The 17,483-nt window shown below is 50.7% G+C and carries 14 protein-coding genes and 1 tRNA gene; 14 read left to right on the top strand and 1 reads right to left on the bottom strand.

Translation table 11 applies throughout. The annotated features are described in order from the left end of the window. The first annotated feature begins 158 nt into the window (after positions 1-158). The 8 genes from GT748_RS05420 to GT748_RS05385 all read left to right on the top strand — a co-directional run bounded on the left by GT748_RS05420 (position 159) and on the right by GT748_RS05385 (position 5,156). The gene (locus GT748_RS05420) at positions 159-392 is read left to right on the top strand and encodes a helix-turn-helix domain-containing protein (protein ID WP_161213322.1); all 234 of its coding nucleotides are present in this window, start codon (positions 159-161) and stop codon (positions 390-392) included. After that, on the top strand, positions 385-741 hold the full coding sequence (locus GT748_RS05415) for a cysteine-rich VLP domain-containing protein (RefSeq protein ID WP_161213323.1): 357 nt from the start codon (positions 385-387) through the stop codon (positions 739-741). The genes GT748_RS05420 and GT748_RS05415 overlap by 8 nt, the downstream gene beginning before the upstream one ends. A 127-nt stretch (positions 742-868) precedes the next feature. Beyond that, positions 869-1,885, top strand: coding sequence for an AAA family ATPase (locus GT748_RS05410; RefSeq protein WP_161213324.1), 1,017 nt, complete (start codon positions 869-871; stop codon positions 1,883-1,885). A 64-nt stretch (positions 1,886-1,949) separates the two neighbouring features. Next, on the top strand, positions 1,950-2,171 hold the full coding sequence (locus tag GT748_RS05405; protein ID WP_161213325.1) for a hypothetical protein: 222 nt from the start codon (positions 1,950-1,952) through the stop codon (positions 2,169-2,171). Continuing rightward, positions 2,168-2,428 carry a plasmid mobilization protein gene (locus tag GT748_RS05400; protein WP_161213326.1) on the top strand — a complete coding sequence of 87 codons (261 nt, stop codon included), beginning with the start codon at positions 2,168-2,170 and terminating at the stop codon, positions 2,426-2,428. The genes GT748_RS05405 and GT748_RS05400 overlap by 4 nt, the downstream gene beginning before the upstream one ends. Positions 2,429-2,543: 115 nt before the next feature. Continuing rightward, positions 2,544-2,882 (top strand): plasmid mobilization protein, encoded by a 339-nt coding sequence (locus GT748_RS05395; RefSeq protein WP_161213327.1) that lies wholly within the window; start codon positions 2,544-2,546, stop codon positions 2,880-2,882. Between the two features lie 14 nt (positions 2,883-2,896). Beyond that, on the top strand, positions 2,897-3,820 hold the full coding sequence (locus GT748_RS05390; RefSeq protein ID WP_161213328.1) for a ParB/RepB/Spo0J family partition protein: 924 nt from the start codon (positions 2,897-2,899) through the stop codon (positions 3,818-3,820). Between the two features lie 124 nt (positions 3,821-3,944). Next, complete coding sequence (locus GT748_RS05385) at positions 3,945-5,156, top strand: site-specific integrase (protein ID WP_161213329.1); 1,212 nt, start codon at positions 3,945-3,947, stop codon at positions 5,154-5,156. Positions 5,157-5,272: 116 nt separating this feature from the next. On the opposite strand, the gene GT748_RS05380 is transcribed toward GT748_RS05385, so the two are convergent. Continuing rightward, positions 5,273-5,361, bottom strand: a tRNA-Ser gene (locus GT748_RS05380). 527 nt (positions 5,362-5,888) lie between these two features. On the opposite strand from GT748_RS05380, the gene GT748_RS05375 reads away from it, so the two are divergent. Genes GT748_RS05375 through GT748_RS05345 form a run of 6 tightly spaced genes read left to right on the top strand, consistent with a single transcriptional unit; the run spans position 5,889 to position 17,480 of the window. Further along, positions 5,889-6,419 (top strand): helix-turn-helix domain-containing protein, encoded by a 531-nt coding sequence (locus GT748_RS05375; RefSeq protein WP_021633063.1) that lies wholly within the window; start codon positions 5,889-5,891, stop codon positions 6,417-6,419. A 1-nt stretch (position 6,420) separates the two neighbouring features. Further along, a complete protein-coding gene (locus GT748_RS05370) occupies positions 6,421-6,996 on the top strand; it encodes a helix-turn-helix domain-containing protein (protein ID WP_154238242.1) in 576 nt (191 codons plus the stop codon). After that, a complete protein-coding gene (locus GT748_RS05365; protein ID WP_154238243.1) occupies positions 6,978-7,760 on the top strand; it encodes a ParA family protein in 783 nt (260 codons plus the stop codon). The genes GT748_RS05370 and GT748_RS05365 overlap by 19 nt, the downstream gene beginning before the upstream one ends. Then, positions 7,753-8,793 (top strand): ParB N-terminal domain-containing protein, encoded by a 1,041-nt coding sequence (locus GT748_RS05360; RefSeq protein ID WP_154238244.1) that lies wholly within the window; start codon positions 7,753-7,755, stop codon positions 8,791-8,793. Before GT748_RS05365 ends, GT748_RS05360 begins: the two co-directional genes overlap by 8 nt. Positions 8,794-8,833: 40 nt before the next feature. After that, entirely contained in the window at positions 8,834-17,269 is an 8,436-nt protein-coding gene (locus GT748_RS05350) for a GNAT family N-acetyltransferase (protein WP_241675705.1), read from the top strand. Beyond that, positions 17,190-17,480: a hypothetical protein gene (locus GT748_RS05345; protein WP_143424471.1), complete on the top strand. Its 291-nt coding sequence runs from the start codon at positions 17,190-17,192 to the stop codon at positions 17,478-17,480. Before GT748_RS05350 ends, GT748_RS05345 begins: the two co-directional genes overlap by 80 nt. Positions 17,481-17,483 lie beyond the last annotated feature (3 nt).

Genomic DNA, 17,483 nt, shown 5'->3' with positions numbered 1-17,483 from the left:
GGGATATGACTTTGCGATGACAGGAGCGAAGCGACGCCGCCTGACGGGGGCAGGGATAGAAAAAAGGTTCGGAAAAGCACAGCAGATATCGGAAGGCACTATGATCCTCACGCCGATATCTGCCTTACATAGCCGTAAAAAAGGAGGATTGAAGCGCTATGAAAAAATCAGAGCTCAAAGAGCTTTATCAGATGATGTTTCCGGAATATCCGGACATCGTGACCGTCCGGCAGCTTCGGGAAATGCTGGGCATCAGCCGTCAGCTTGCCTACGATCTCATCAACGATGGTGAATTGCAGGCGATTAAAATCGGCAACAGTTTCAAAATCCCGAAAGTCAGTGTGATCAACTTCGTGACCGAAGAGAAAAAGGAGGTGAAATCAAGTGCCTGAACGAATCGAACTCACGCCGTCCCAGCGCAGGCGATGCAACCGGCTGATTAAAAGACTGTGCGCCAATTACGACGACGGAAACTGCCTGCCGCTTGACGAAGGAGACGGTTGCGTTTGTGTGCAGATGATCTCGTTATCCATTATCTGCAAGTATTTCCGTAATGCGGTTTTACCGGCGAACAAGGAACTGTATGCGGATATTTTCAAACAACATACTTATCACTGCGCCGAGTGCGGGGCAGCTTTTGTGCCGAACTCCAACCGGCAGAAATACTGCCCATCGTGCAGCAAAAAAGTGCACCGCAGGCAGAAAAACGAGAGCGCAAGAAAGCGTAAAGCGGACAATTAAGGGTTTGAAAATGCCCGGTTTACAAGGGCTTTTTAACACCAAATCTGGGTACATAAAGGCATTATACTAAACTCCTCGATTTCGGTGTTCTAATTGTCCGCAAACCAAAAAAAGAAAGGATGTACTTATGAAAAGAAAATTAGTGACCGTGGACGCAGAGACCCTGCTGGCCACACCGATGAGCAAGACAATGTTCATCGTCGATGGGCTGATCCCGCAAGGGGTGAATGTCCTGAGCGGAGCCGCCAAAATCGGCAAAAGTTGGCTGATGCTGTGGCTCGGCTTGCAAGTATCGCAGGGGTTCTCTGTTTGGGGAATCCCGACCATGCACTGCGACGTGCTGTATCTCTGCTTGGAGGATACGCTCAAACGAATCAAAGACCGGCTTTTCGATTTGACGGACGATTCAACCCGAAGCTTCCACTTGGCCGTAACCTGCGGCTTGATTGGGAACGGTCTGGAAGAAGAAATCATTAACTTCTTGGAGGACTTCCCGAAAACAAAGCTGGTAATTATCGACACGCTTCAAAAGGTGCGGGATTCCAAAGGCAGCGCCGGGAAAACGGGAATGTACGGCAACGATTACGATGACATTTCCGCCATCAAGCGGATCGCAGATGAGCACGATATTTCCATTATTCTCGTCCACCATCTGCGAAAGCTGAAGGACGGGGACGATCCGTTCAACGAGGTGTCCGGCTCTACCGGCATCACCGGGGCGGCGGACACCAATTATGTGCTTAAGCGCAAGCGAAGCAGCAGGGACGCCACGCTCCTTGCCTGCGGGCGGGATGTGGAATATCAGGAGCTGACCCTGCGGTTTCAAGACCTGAAATGGGAGCTTGTGGAGCACAAAAACACAGAAGAAATCCGCAAAGCGGAAATCCCGCAGTTTCTTCTTCGGGTAGCGGAATTTATGAAATCCCGCACCGAATGGGTAGGAACTGCCACCGATTTGATTGCAGATATGGCGGAAACCGAAACCACGCCCAATGTGGTCACCAAGTATTTAGGGCAGTTTTCCTGCGATGTGCTGGAGCCTGCCGGGATTGAGTATCGAACCAAGCGGACAGGGCAAAGCAGGCTGATCAAGTTTATACGGCATGACGGCGATGACGCAAATGACGGGACAAACGGTATATAGCGAAATGCCCGTCACAAGCGTCATTACCGTCACAAACAGAAAATACGAAAAGGAGAAAAAAGCAATGGCAAACTATGAAATTGTAAAGAAAATCGCCGTGCTCGGCGGAAAGCCGGACGGCGTAACCAAGGAAATCAATATCGTAAAATGGGGCGTTTATGACCCGATGATCGACATCCGCCGCTGGCAGGGAGACATCGCCTCAAAGGGAATTTCCTTGAAGCGGGAGGAAGCGCAGAAGCTGTTGGAGGCTTTGAAAATCGTACTTGGGGAGGCGGAAGCATGAGAAGCAAAACACTTGGAATCAATGTGCGGGTAACGCCGGAGGAGAAAGAAAAGCTTTTGAAAAATGCCGAATACTGTGCGCTTTCTCTTTCGGAATATCTGCGGAGACTGGGGCTTGGAATGAATGTTGAAGCAACAGTTCGAGAAAAAGATTACCGACTTTTCCGGCAGTTAAAGCAACTGAGAGCAGCCATTCCGCAGCATGAAAAGGATGAAATTATCCGCTGTATAGATGCGATTTTGAAAGAATTACGTTAGACAGAAAATGGCTGCGCTATCGTAGCGAGCAGACCGTTTATACTCCCAAAGGTCGTAAAACGGTAAATCTCGTTAGGGCGCACCCTAATACCCCATAGAGAAAGGATGAAAAAAGATGCAACGAAGAATCAAAAAACAGTTCTGGCTTTCCCCGCAGGACGTCAGAGAATTAAAACGCAAGGCAGAGCTTTGCGGAATTACAGAAACAGCGGTGATACGAATTCTGCTGCACGGCTACGAGCCGAAAGAAAAACCGGACGCAAAATTTTATGAAGCTATGCGCCAGCTTTCCACCATCGGCAACAACATCAACCAGCTTGCGGTAAAAGCAAATGCGCTCGGTTTTATCGACGTGCCGATGCTGAAAGCGGAAGCATTGCGCTGGCACAAATTTCAGGCGGACATCGAATCAGTGTTCCTCCGCCCCGGCGAAAGCAATCTGAAATGGCAATAAAGGAGGCAAACACAATGACAAAACGAAAATCCGATTTTACTTTACCAACAAATTCGCTGGACGAGCTGTTTTCCTCGCAGGAAGAACGAGACGATGCCAAGCTGGAACGAGTCAAAGACATTCCGCTTACTGAGCTGCACCCGTTTAAGGATCACCCATTTAAAATCCAAAATGACGACGAGATGAAACGCCTGATCGAGAGCATCCAAAAGTTCGGTACACTCACACCGGCGCTTGCCCGTCCTTTGCCGGAAGGCGGATACGAATTGATTTCGGGGCATAGACGGCTTGCGGCTTGTCAGGTACTCGAATTTGAAACAATGCCGGTCATTGTTCGAGAGATGAGCGATGACGAAGCGGTCATTGCAATGGTGGACGCCAACCTGCAACGAGAACATATTTTGCCCAGTGAAAAAGCGTTTGCCTATAAGATGAAGCTGGAAGCAATCAAGCATCAAGGTATAACTTCTCGCCAAGTTGGCGAGAAGTTATTGAGCGTAACACAAGTGAGCAAAGAAAGCGATGATAGCGAGCGGCAAGTCCAACGCTATATCCGCTTAACTTACTTGATTCCCGAGCTTCTGGAAATGGTGGACGACGGAAAAATTGCTTTTAACCCTGCGGTAGAAATTTCGTACTTAGAGCAGTCGGAACAACGGGTATTGTTAAACGCAATGGAGCTAAACGACTGTACTCCCTCTCACGCACAGAGCATACGGCTTAAAAAACTCTCGCAGGAGGGGGTACTGCAAGACCAGACGATCTACGACATCCTTGCCGAGCAAAAGCCCAACCAGCAGGAGCAGTACAAATTCAAGCGGGAGGACATTCGCAAATACTTCCCCCAAAGCTATACGGACAAGCAAGTCTGCGATACGGTCATCAAGCTGTTGGAGCAATGGCAGCGCAGGCGGGAACGGGACAGGGACAGTCGCTGATTCGAACCGAAAATGTGTGCGGAGCACGACTTTCGCACAATGGAAAGAACGGCATCTGCAGGGTACAATGGCCTTGTCGGTGCCGGACTGTCCTGTGTAAAAGCAAAGAAAGGAGTTTTATCAATTGGTATCAGGACATTTACAGGTTAAAAAGGGGTACTACTACGCTGTGCTAAGCTTCTACGACAGCAAAAACAAGCGGCACGTCAAGTACATATCCACCGGACTTCCCGAAAAGGGAAACAAACGTAAGGCCGAAGCGGAGCTTGTGAAAATCCGCAACGCCTTTGAGCCACCCGCAGAGATCGGTGAGCTTTGTTCCAATATGCTGTTTGCCGATTATCTGCTCGGCTGGCTGGAAATCGTCAAGGTCAGGGTGAAGCCCACCACCTTCGGCTCCTATGAGAGCATGGTGAAGCAGACCATTGAGCCGTATTTTCGGAATAAGCTGATTACCCTAAAGGACTTGGAAGCAAGGCACATCCAGCAGTTTTATTCCGAAAAGCTGCGGACGGTCAAGCCTAATTCCGTCATCCACTATCACGCCGTGATCCATCAGGCGCTGAAATACGCCATGAAAACCGACCTTGTACCGCAAAATGTGGCGATGAAGGTAGACCGCCCAAAGAAGAACGATTTCCAGCCGGTGTTTCTGGATGTAGCAGAGCTTCAGCACTTATTTGAAGTGGTCAAAGGTACAAAACTGGAACTTCCCGTTTTAGTCGCCGCCTTTTACGGCTTGCGCCGTGGCGAGGTGCTGGGGCTTAAATGGGACGCCATCGACTTTGAACGGGGAACGCTGACCATCAAACGGACGGTGACCTCCGTCAATGTCGGCGGGAAAACGCAGATCATCGAGCAGGAGTCGGCAAAAACCAAATCCAGTATGCGCACCCTGCCGCTGGTAGGAAGATTCAAGGAATACTTTGCAGAGGTCAAGGCGGCGCAGGAGCTGAACAAGCAGGTCTGCGGCAACTGCTACAACTACGAATACGACGGCTTCGTCTTCGTGGACGAGTTGGGCGAGCGGATGAAGCCCGATTATCTGACCTCACAATTTCCCGCCTTTATTCAGCGGCACGGCATGAAAAAGATGCGCTTCCACGATCTCAGGCATAGCTGCGCCTCCCTCTTGCTTGCCAACGGTGTACCGCTTAAGCAGATTCAGGACTGGCTGGGGCATTCGGATTTTTCCACCACGGCAAACATTTACGCCCATCTGGATTACAGTTCGAAACTCTCCTCGGCGCAGGCGATGGTGAGCGGTATGCCCCTTCCCGAAGCGGGAGATTTCGGCAGCAGATGGGAGCAAAGCGCAGAAAAAAGCGGGGAATAAAGCGAAAAGCTGTTCTTTCCAAAATTATGGAAAGAACAGCCCAAAATCGGGTGATTTTTGGAGCGGGCACAAAAAAGAAAAAATCCAGAAACCCGCATGGTTACTGGATTTTTCGATGGCGGAGCGGGTGGGATTCGAACCCACGAGCCCGTGAGGACTACCTGATTTCGAGTCAGGCCCGTTATGACCACTTCGATACCGCTCCCTATATGCTCAACCGCTGTTTTTCCTCGCTTTTTTTCGATGAAAAAGGGCTTTGGAAAGAACTGACGGAAAGAACAGCAAACTTATTCAATTTTCGAACCGGGTAAAACCCGCATGGTTACAAGGTTTTTGGTGGACGAAACGGACAGCTCCCCGCAAGATTTCGAGTCATTTCCCGCTTATGACTTTTGGTGGAAATTAAGCGAAGATGGAAGTACACAACGGAAGCCCAAAAGCTGCGGTATACTGCGGATTTTGGCTTCCGTTTTTCGCTTTTATTTGAACCCACCGGGTTTTCCGAGTTCTTCCCGTTTTTGCCCCGAATTATGACCGGAGGATAGAACAAGGATAGAACTGCACGCCAGATCGAGGAGTTTAACACCCATCCCTTTTTACGAAAACGCAAATCTCAATTTGATTTGTCATCCTAATTTTATTTGAACTCATTTCAAAAGTCAACATTATACGACGCACCAGTGAAGTACCTCACCTACCAATGACAGATGAACAAGAAAGTGAGTGCTGCACATGGATTTGACCAAGTATTACCCCGACATCGCCGCAAAGTATCCCGCCTATGTAACCCAACGGGAACTATGCGAGATCTGCCGCATCTGTCCCAAGACCGCCTACAATTTGGAGCAACAAGGTGAGATTCCCTACACCATTGAGCAAAACCACCTGATCCGTAGCCACAAAATCAAGCTGACGGACATTCTTGCCTATCTCTATCGGCGTGAGTGCAGACAGGAAGCAGACAGTCCCTATATCTGTGCTATGAGAACATTCTATGACAAACATCTATCTCCCTACTCAGACCTGCTTTCCGTAAAGGATATTCAGCAGATTACAGGCTTTTCGTCCTCGGCAATCGTGCGGTGGATCAGCATAGGGATTCTGAAGGCTTTCCAGCCTGGAAAGCAGTACACCGTCCCAAAGGATTTTATGCTGGACTTTCTGATAAGCCCATATTACCGCCGTATCCGCCGAAAGACCCCTGTCCAAAAGGAATTGATGGATACATTTGAGCGTCTGTGGCAGGAAAAAGGAGGCGAGTGATGTGGCACAGGTATCCAAGTATCGCTATTTGCTGAATCAGTACCCAGAAACAGTCCAAAAAGAGCAATTCCGCATCATCTGTCATATCAGCAAACGCACAGCTCGTTATCTGCTGCAATCCGGTCTGGTTCCCTGCGTACAGAGTGGGAAAAAGACCCGGAATTACACCATTAAGATGAAAGACATTGTTCGCTACCTTGAGCGCAGGGAAATCCACCCCGAGAAATACAAACTTCCCCCCGGCTCATATAGCGGGACATACGCAGTCAAGCCCCTGCTTCCCGAATCTGTGACAACGGAGGAACTGCGAAAATACTACATAGAGAGTTTCCGGGACATTCCCGACATAGTTTCCACGAGAGAGGCCGCGGAATTAACAGGCGCCACGGCATCTACGGTCGCAAAATGGATCAGAACGAAAAAGCTGAAAGCTCTTTCACATGGTCCGGCATTTATCATCCCGAAGGTCAATCTGATCGACTTTATGGCCAGTGACGCATATTTGAACAAACGCTTGAAATCACAAAAATTCCACGAAAATATAGGAGGTTTTCTATCATGGAAAGAGGGAAAATAATTGTTGTAGCCAACCAGAAAGGTGGAGTAGCCAAGACCAGCACGGTCCGAAATCTGTCCTATGCGCTGGCCGAGATGGGCAAAAAGGTCTTGGTAGTTGACTTTGACCCCCAGTATAACCTCACCACCAGTTTCGGTGTCCTGCCGACCCAGACGCCCTGTAATACCGGGACTCTCATCACCAATCTGCTTCTCGACGAATCTCTGCCGGATACCAACGAGTTCATCCAGAAAATCGGCTCTGTGGACTTGATCCCTTCCAGCCGCTCTCTCACCGTTGCGGAGGCAAATCTGCTGATGACGCCGGACAGCAATGACTACCTGGCTGCTCTGCTGAACCCTCTGCGGCTGTCCTACGATTACATTATCGTGGACACCAACCCCTCTCTCGGCTCGTTGACCATCAACGCTTTAACGGCTGCCGACGAGGTAATCATCCCGATTGACCCGGAACTGTTCGCTCTGACCGGTTTGCAGGCGTTGGTGGACACCATCAAGAAAATCAAGCGGAAATTAAATCCCAGCATTGAGATCGGCGGTATCCTGTTCACCAAATGCAACAAGCGGACGAACCTGTATCGCCGTACATACGGTCAGGTCACAAAGGCATTCCAATCGCTCCCCATCTTCAACTGTCAGATTCCCTACACGGTCAAGGTGGGGGACGCAAACAGCTACGGAATGAGCGTCATGGAACTGGAGCAGGCAAACCCCGCCTCTCTTGCCTATCTGGAACTTGCAAAGGAGGTGCTGGCAAATGCCTAAAATCAATCCGCGCATCAAGTCCATTGACGATCTTCTGGGCTTGGATGCCGCAGAAGAAAGACCTATTGAACCCACCCCTTCCGTATCCTTGCCGACCAAGAACACCATCATCACCCTTCCCCCGCAGGCCATTCGTGCTTTCCGAGGCCACCCGTTCCGGCTGTATGAGGGCGACCGGCTCAATGATCTGGTAGAAAGCATTGCGGAACATGGGGTCCTGAATCCCGTCATCATCCGCAAAATCGAACGGGATGAAGATGGCTTTGAGTATGAAATGCTGGCCGGTCATAACCGGCAGAACGCCGCAGCTATTGCAAACCGTGAACTTCCCTGTATCGTCAAGGAAAATCTTTCCGATGAAGATGCCTGGATTTATGTGATCGAAACCAATGTCCTGCAACGCTCCTTCTCCGAAATGCTGCCCTCTGAAAAAGCGGCGGTGCTGGCTCTGCGCTATTCCAAGATGATCTGTCAGGGGCGCCGGAACGATATTGTCGAGGAGTTGAAACGGCTTGAAAACCCTGATGAAATCAGGGAAACCGGGACTTGTGGCATTGAGTGCCACAAGTCGAAAAGCCGTGATGTTGTAGGCGCAGAATATGACCTGAAAGGCCGCGCCGTTGCGAACTATCTCCGCATCAATGAGTTGATTACTCCGCTGAAAAGGCGAATTGATGACGCCGAGTTCCCGATTGTGGTAGCTGTGCAGCTCTCTTATCTGACCGAACAGGAACAGCAGATGGTTGACGATGTGCTTTCGGGAAGCGAGTACAAGGTCAATGAGGGAAAGGTTGTCCTGCTGCGGGAATATACCGGAAAGCTGACCCCGGAGCGTACCGAACAGATTTTGTCCGGCGAGTTTAACCGGAAACCCAAAAAATCCACGGCTACGGCGTTCAAGGTCAAACCGGCGATTTACAAGAAATACTTTACCGCCAGCATCAGCCAGAAAGAGTTCGACAGCATTGTGGACGAGGCACTTGCCCTCTACTTTGCTCAGAAAGGACAGGAGTCCGAGCAAGAGGCCGGATAACCGGCCATAATCACCAACACAGGAAGGAGGTCAGATACCGTTGAGAAATGATGAACGCCTGCGGACGATATATGAAGTCATGGCTCCCTATATTGTCCGAAATGAACACAACTGGCGGGATTATCTGGCATTTGCATCGCAGTTCCATAAGCACAGTTTTGACAACATACTTCTTGTGTACGCACAGGACGAGGATGTTTCGATTCTGGCGACACGAAAGCAATGGGCAGCCATAGGCAGAAATTTGATTCCCCGTGCAAAGGGCGTTGCTGTTTGTGTCTATCGGAATGCCAAACTCACCCTTGACTATCTCTTTGATGTAAGCCAGACTACTGGCAAAGAGATTCATCCTACGGACTGGCAGCTTTCCGATGAAATGAAAGAGGCCCTGACCGAGCGCCTGTCATATGCACACGGTTTCCCCAAGCAGGGCTTTTCCCAAGCACTGTATGCGCTGGCCAGCGAATCTGTCGCAGACAATTACAACCACTTTTTGCAGGAACTCAAGCAGGAAACCAAAGGCCATTTGTTCACCGAGATCCCGGCCGGTGGTTTTGAAGCCCAATACATCCAGCTTCTGACCGACAGCATTTCTTATTTCATCGGCAAAAAGTGTCACCTGCCGGATGAAGAAATCCAGTTGAGTGACGGTATGGCGACGGTCAGCCATTTCAATACACTCCCGTTGGTTGCTCATCTTGGTACGGCAGTAACCGCCCTTTCCAAAGGCATCCTGTTAGAAGTGGAACGGAACATCAAGATCATCAATCGTGAAAGGATGGCACAACATGAACAAACCGAATATCAATCTGAAATACAGAGAGCAGGACGGGATGATGCTGCCCGATCTGCAAATCTCCAACAGCAGCGAAGCAGATCAGCCTCTGGGCAGGTACGGCCGGATGGCCCTGGAATACCTCAGAGAGAATCACCCGGAGCGATTTACGACTTTGAAAATGGATGGCAGTCTGATGGAGATCATGCACCGGGTACAGGACGAGGCGACCGAGAAGATCGAAGCCCTGACCCAGCAAATGCTCCAGCAGGAGCCGATCCCGCAGACCGAGGACATCATGGAGCGGACGCGCCACCTGAACAGTCTGAAACTGATGGCGGAGGAAACCGTACTCCAGAGCGTAGTCCTGATTCCCCGCTGACCGAAGAACATCCAAATACAGAAGCGGCGCCAAGCGCCGCACCTGTGGGAGAGCCGTCTGAAAAGGACGGCTCTTTTTCTGTTCCTGCGGAACAACCGACACGCCATTTTACCGATGCAGAAGTCCGACGCAATTATGAGTACATCCTGACCAGCACCAACCTATACCCCTCAGAACTGCACAGCGCGGTTCGCAGCGTATTGTCAGAACCGCCGCTTAATCCAGACTGGTCAGACAAAGGGCGGCAGATTGCGGCTCTCTTTACTCCCTATGGCGACCGTGAATATCAAGGCGATCTTCTCTATCGTACCCGGCTACATGGTGAGGATGGCATTTCGTTTTTCTTTGATGAAGGCTATACCTACATTCCCTGGAACGGACTGGCGTTTTTACTGGACGCCATGATCGAGGACAGCGACTATCCCAATCCTGTCGTAGAGGAACAGCCTGATCCCATCGGGGATTATAACATCCCTGATGAAGTTGATGAAATGGGCGGTCCTCACCGGCAAATGACCATCGGAGAAGCGGATTTCGATTATGTCCTGGATTCTGTTGCCTATGAAGCCGGAGAAACCGTAGTGGAACCGGTCAAGCCACCGGCGATTGTTCAAATGGAAAACGACACACCAGCAGCCGGTGACGAGCCTGCATCCGTTCCTGACGAGAATCCCCATGCTATTGTGGAGGCCCCCGAAACGGCTCTCCCCACAGATACAGCGGAGCATCCTGCACCGCCGCCCGTCAAGGGAAACACGACGGCGCACACGAATTTCCGCCGCTTTCAAGAGTTGTTCCCGGAGATTGTGTCCGGTCAATATGAGTATCTGCGGCTGGAGGCCGGAGAAGCCTACTACCCTCTGGTCATTCACCATAAATACGGTTCCCATTACTGCATGGAGCATTACTATATGCAGAACGGCGACCGGATGTATGACCCCTATATGGATTTCCAAATCGACAAAGAGGCCGGAACACTTCGGGCTTTCAGCTATGAGAACAGCGGCATTGGTGTCTATAACGAGGCTGATCCCGACGACCCCGCACATGAAAAGAAAATCAATGGATTCAACAAATTCTTTGCCACTTGGCTGAACAACATCCGCAGCCAGGGCTATGAGCCGGTGCGGGCCTCTATGATGGTCAACGATGAAGAAGTCGATGTGGATTTGCGTCCAGCTGCCGAAGCTGTTCCGGTCGTGGAAGAAGAACAGCCGGAGCAGCTCTCCCTTCTGTCCCTGGAAAAGAGTACGGAAGATCTGCTTGTTGAGCGTGTCATGCAGAAAGGTCCCCTTACCGCAGGGAAAAAGGAACAAATCTACGAGTTTGCCCAGACCCACCCCACCGGATCGGAATTTACTGCTTTCCTAAAAAAGCTATATGGCTATGAAGGGTTCTCCGGTGATGAAATGGGCGTGAAATACGCCATGTTCAATAGTGAAGGTGTCACTATCGAATGGCAGGATAAGCAGGGCGAAACACAGGAAACGAAACTGTCCTGGGCGCGGGCTGCCGGTGTCGTGCAACGCCTGGTGGATGAAGGCCGCTATCTGGAAACCCCTGTTGTCAGCCAGACGGAGCAGCAGAATGAAGTGCAGCCTTTCAGTGACCAATACCGTCTGTTAGACCGTCTGTGTGCTGACTGCGAGTATTTTCTGGGGGCGGGACAGCGGGCAGAAAAGCATTTGTGGGCAGGCAGCGTGGATGCACAGATTGAGAAAATGCGGGAACTGTATGCCCAACTGCCGGAAAAACCTGATTGGATTTCCCTGGATGTAATCAACGCCTACGCCCGCCGCATGGCAGCCCCGGAGCCGGTAGAAAATACTGCGGAAGCCTCGCCGGAGGAAACGCAGATTTTAGACGAAGCCCTGGACGCCCATCATGGGCAGATTGATATGCTGATGCAGGCGGTCCGAGGTGAGCTGACGGTTGGAACCATCCGGTACAGTATTTTTGAGGGGCGGCCCCATATCAGCATGATTGAAGTTCTGGAGGACTACCGCCGTCAAGGTATCGCAACCCAGATGCTCCGCTATCTGCAAGGGCAATATCCCAATGAGGAAATTGTATGGGGGTATTTAACCGAGGATGGTTCGGCCCTGTACCAAGCTGTGGTGGATGAGCAGCCCAATCCCGACTATCTCCGGGTACAAAATGACCTTGAAGATATTACGCGGGAATTTGACGCTTATGTACGGCGCCTGGACGGTGGGGCTATTCTCTCCCCCCAAGAAGCTGCCGACATGGACGATCTGGAGGACACGCAATACCGGCTGGAAAAAGAGTTGGAAGAACTGCGCCCCATTCGCGCCTTTGTACGAATGGGCGATGGTACAGCAGCAGAGGTGCCCGCTGTTATGGGTGAAGCCACTCGCACTGATCTGGCGCCCCTTCGTGAGCCGCCTGCGGCGCCGCAGGTCGCCGCACACAACTTCCGCTTTTCCGAGGACTATGACCTGTATCCAAGTGGGGCAAAGACCAAATATAAAAACAATGTCATGGCGATCAAGCTGCTCAAGCAGATTGAGCTGGAAAAGCGGACAGCGACACCAGAAGAACAAATCATCCTTGCCTGTTATGTCGGATGGGGTGGGCTTGCCAACGCTTTCTCCAGTACGGCCTCTGGTTGGGAGAACGAATATCAGGAGTTGAAGTCCCTGCTGACTGATGTGGAATACAAGGCGGCCATGAACTCCACCATCACAGCCTACTACACCGAGCCTGATCTGATCCGGCACATTTACCGCGCTCTGGAACGGTTTGGCTTTGAAGGTGGTCCCGACAGAAAAATCCTGGACCCTGGTATGGGAACCGGCAACTTCTATTCTGTGCTGCCGGAGCAGTTTCAAGAGAGCAAGCTGTTTGGCGTTGAGTTGGATTCCATCACTGGCAGAATCGCAAAGCAGCTTTATCCTGATGCGGATATTTCCATCATGGGATACGAAGCCACCAAATTTGAGGACAACAGCTTTGATGTGATTCTGGGCAATATCCCGTTCAACTCCGTGAAAATCTATGATCGGCGCTACAATGACCTGAACCCGTACATCCATGACTATTTTTTCATTAAGTCCCTGGACCTTGCGAAACCGGGCGGTATCATTGCCTTTATCACCAGCAAAGGAATTATGGATCGCAAGGACGAGAGCCTTCGAGAATATATCGCGCGGCGGGCAGAGTTCATCGGTGCTATTCGCCTACCCAACACAGCGTTCAAGGCTTTGGCGGGAACCGATGTAACAGCGGATGTTGTTTTCTTGAAAAAGAGAGCGCATCCCATAGAACTTGATCGCACGAATCTTCCGTCCTGGATTGAAACTGACCTGGACCGCAGTAAATGGATCGCCTATAACCGCTATTTCAAGGACAATCCCGAAATGCTCATGGGCGAGATGGTGAGCAGCCGGAATATGTACGGCAACGAAGATGGGACAGCCTGTGTTGCCCCGGAAGATTTTGACCTGAACCAGCATCTTACCCAAGCGGTTGATTCCCTGTATGCCCGTTTCACCGCAGAGCCGGATGAAGAAATCGAGGCGGACGAACCGGAAGAAAGCAATGCAGAGTATGAGGACGCCCCGGCCGGAACCAAAAACTTCACCTATGTTGTGCGGAACGGCGAGATCTTCTTCTGTGAAAAAGATAAGCTGATCCCACAGCCTTACACCGGCATGAAGGCCGAAAGAATCAAGGGGCTGTGTGAGATTCGTACTGCGCTGCTGGAGGTTATCAACATCCAGTCCCATGAGTATGACCCGCTTGATCTTCAGAAAGCGCAGGACACACTTAATCAGGTATATGACCGCTTCGTTGCAAAGTATGGAGCCATCAACAGCAAAGGAAACATCCTCGCTTTTTCTGATGATGACCAATTCCCGTTGCTACGCTCTATCGAGGATGAGCGGAAAGACAAGACCGGTTGGGATAAATCAGCGATCTTCACCAAAGCCACCATCCGCCCCTTCCGTCAGGTCAATCATGCAGACACCGCCGAGGATGCCCTTCAAATCTGCCTGAATCACAAGCTGCGGGTGGATTTGCCCTATATGTCCTTCCTGACGGGAAAAGAGCCGGAAGAATTGGTGCGTGAACTGGATACTCGCATCTATCTCAATCCTCAGAAATACTACGGCAATCCGCTGGAAGGATGGGAACTCGCAGAAGAATATCTCAGTGGTCATGTGCGGGATAAGCTGCTCTACGCACGTCAGAAGGCAGCAGAAGAACCGGAACTCTTTGCCCGGAATGTAGAGGCTTTGGAGGAAGTACAGCCGGAGCCGCTGACTCCTGCCGACATTGAAGTGAATATGGGCGCCATCTGGGTTCCCATTGAGTATTACCGCCAATTCATGTATGAAACCTTCCAGACCAGTGGATATGAAAAGGTCATTGAGGGCGGTGACAACCGGCACCGTATTGACATTGAGTATTTTTCCTACACCACGACCTGGCGTGTCACCAATAAAAATGCGGAACCGGATTCCGTAATGGTCAACCAGACTTTCGGAACCAAGCGGAAAAATGCTTATGAGATTTTTGAGGATTGCCTTAATATGCAATCCTCAACAGTCCGTGACCGGCAGGAATACATCAATGAAAATGGCAATAAGTCAGTTAAATATGTAATCAACGCACAGGAAACGATGATTGCCCGTGCCAAGCAGCAACAGATTCAGGAGGCGTTTGCGTCCTGGGTTTGGAAAGAACCGGAGCGCCGGGATACGCTTCTGCGGATCTACAATGAAACTTTCAACACGGTTCGTCCCCGTGAGTTTGACGGGAGCCATCTGGTATTCCCCGGCATGAACACAGAGATGAAACTGCGGAAGCATCAGCTTGATTTTGCTGCCCGTGTCATCTATACCGGGACGGGGCTTGCTGCACATGAGGTAGGCGCCGGAAAGACCGCTGCTTTAATTGCCGCCGGGATGTACCTCAAGAACCTGGGAGCGATCCACAAGGCTGTGTTTGTAGTTCCCAATCCCCTGGTAGGCCAGTGGGCAACAGAGTTCTACCGCTTTTTCCCCAACGCAAACCTTTTGGTATCCACCGCAGAGGATTTTACCCCTAAAAACCGCAACCGCTACATTTCCAAAATCGCCACCGGAGAATATGACGCCGTAATTTTGGCACATAGCCAGTTTGAGAAAATCCCAATCTCCACAGAGCGGCAAATCGCTATGTTGGAACGGCAGATCAACGATATTGAAAATGCTATCTATGAGATCAAAAGCGAAAACGGCGAAAATTGGTCCGTCAAGCAGATGGTCATTTTCCGCAAGAATCTGGATGAACGGCTGAAAAAGCTGTCTGCCGAGGAAAAGAAAGACAATCTGCTGACCTTTGAGCAGCTGGGCGTAGATATGATGATGGTGGACGAGGCGCACTTTTTCAAAAACTGCTTTGTCTTTACAAAGCTGCGAAATGTGGCTGGTATTACAACCTCAAGCAGTCAACGCGCCTTTGATATGCTGCTCAAATGTCAGTATTTGCAGGAAACAAATCAGGGGCGCGGCGTAGTATTTGCGACTGGAACGCCAATCAGCAACTCGATTTCCGAACTGTTCGTCATGCAGCGGTATTTGCAGCCGCAGGAGTTGGAACGCTTTGGCTGGTCCTACTTCGACACCTGGATCGCTCATTTTGCCAAACGAACCTCTGTGCTGGAATTGAAGCCGGAGGGCGGCGGCTATCGGATGCGTGATCGCTTCGTCCGCTTCTACAATCTCCCTGAACTGATGGCGGTCTTTCGTGAGGTCGCTGACATCAAAACAGCGGATATGCTGGATATTCCCGGACTCCCGGCTGTTCGCACTGGTAAAGCGGAGATTGTTTCGGTGGAAGCGACCCCCGCACAGCAGGCAATTATGGCCGATTTTATCATGCGGGCAGAAGCAATCCGAACCGGCCGAGTGAAGCCGGAAGAAGATAATATGCTGAAGCTGACCGGTGAGGCTCGCCTGATGGCGATTGACCCGCGCCTGATTCGACCGGATGCGGATGGTACAGGAAGCAAGTTGAGTGTCTGCATTGAGGATGTTTATCAGGTTTGGAAGGACACCGCCGCCTCTGCTTCCACGCAGCTTGTCTTTTGTGATGTTGGCACTCCCAAAGCCGGGAAATTCAATGTATATAATGAAATAAGAAATGTGCTGCTGGCAAAGGGTGTGCCGGAATCGGAGATAGCCTTTGTTCACGACGCCACTTCTGAAGCACAGCGGCAGGAGCTGTTTGAGCGTACCCGTCAAGGAAAAGTCCGTATCCTGATCGGCAGCACAAGCAAGCTGGGAACCGGCGTGAATGTTCAGAATAAGGTAATCTCCATTGACCATCTGGACTGTCCGTGGAAACCCTCTGACATTACACAGCGAAATGGGCGTGGGGTACGGCAGGGCAACGAAAACCCGGAAATTATGATAAAGCAATTCGTGGCCAAAGGGACATTTGATGCGTATCTCTGGCAGATTCAGGAGCAGAAATTGCGGTATATCACGCAGATTCTTACCGGGAAACACATCGCCCGCTCTTGTGAGGATGTGGATGAAACCGTTCTGTCTGCCGCCCAGTTCAAGGCAGCGGCTACCGATAATCCGATGGTTGCACAGAAGATGGAACTGGAAAACCGGGTCACGGAATTGAAAATCCTGCGGGGTGCGTGGAGTAACGAGCAGCTTTCTTTGGAGCGCAAAATCAGCACTATTTATCCTGGTCAGATAAAGCGGTATGAAAAAGAAATCGACCAGATCGGTGAGGATATTAAACTGCTGAACCAATCGGCCGGCAGCGACTTTTCGATTGTCCTGGATGGCAAACGCTATACAGAACGGTCAGAGGCCGGAGAAGCCTTCGGGCTGCTCTATCGCATGATAAAGGAAGGCGCAAAGGACGATTCGGAAGAATTTGAGATTGGTGCTTATCGCAGTTTCCCGTTGTATCTGTCGGTTGGGTATGTTTCACGATTGGTTTTGAGATATAACCACCACTACACAACGGAGGTTGGAACTTCCGCTTTAGGTGCTATCACCCGCATTGAACACCTTGCCGAACGGATTCCCGGCTATCTTAAAGAGGCCCAGCGTGAGTTAGAGGAAGTGCAAAAACAACTGGCGGTTGCCCAACAACAGGTTGGACAGCCGTTTATTTATGAGGATGAGTTGTCGGAAAAGGTTGCCCAACTCACAGAAATCAATACCAAGTTGGAGTTTGAGTCATTACAGGAAAGCGAGGTGATTTTGGATGAAAACGGACAACGATCTGATGGCGAGGAAGATTGGGATTCTGAAAGAGTTCCTTCCTGCGCTTCTGCCGAAGTATAAGATCATGCTGCTGGAGGCATTCAGCCCCCATGATCTTCTCACGGCGTATATCAAAAACACACTGTCGGGCTACCCCCGTCTGGAAGATCAGAACCTGGACGACCTGACGGTGGAACTGCTGTACCCCACTGACGAGGCGGCGGAACACTGTATCAAAGAGTTCCTTGCTCTGCGCCTGGACGATGACAACGAGCATGAGCTGGAGCAGTGATGT

It is taken from the genome of Bittarella massiliensis (ex Durand et al. 2017) (assembly GCF_009876955.1).
Lineage (GTDB): Bacteria > Bacillota > Clostridia > Oscillospirales > Ruminococcaceae > Bittarella > Bittarella massiliensis.
Note: the sequence above shows the minus strand (reverse complement) of the source record. Positions and strands in the feature narration are given on the sequence as shown.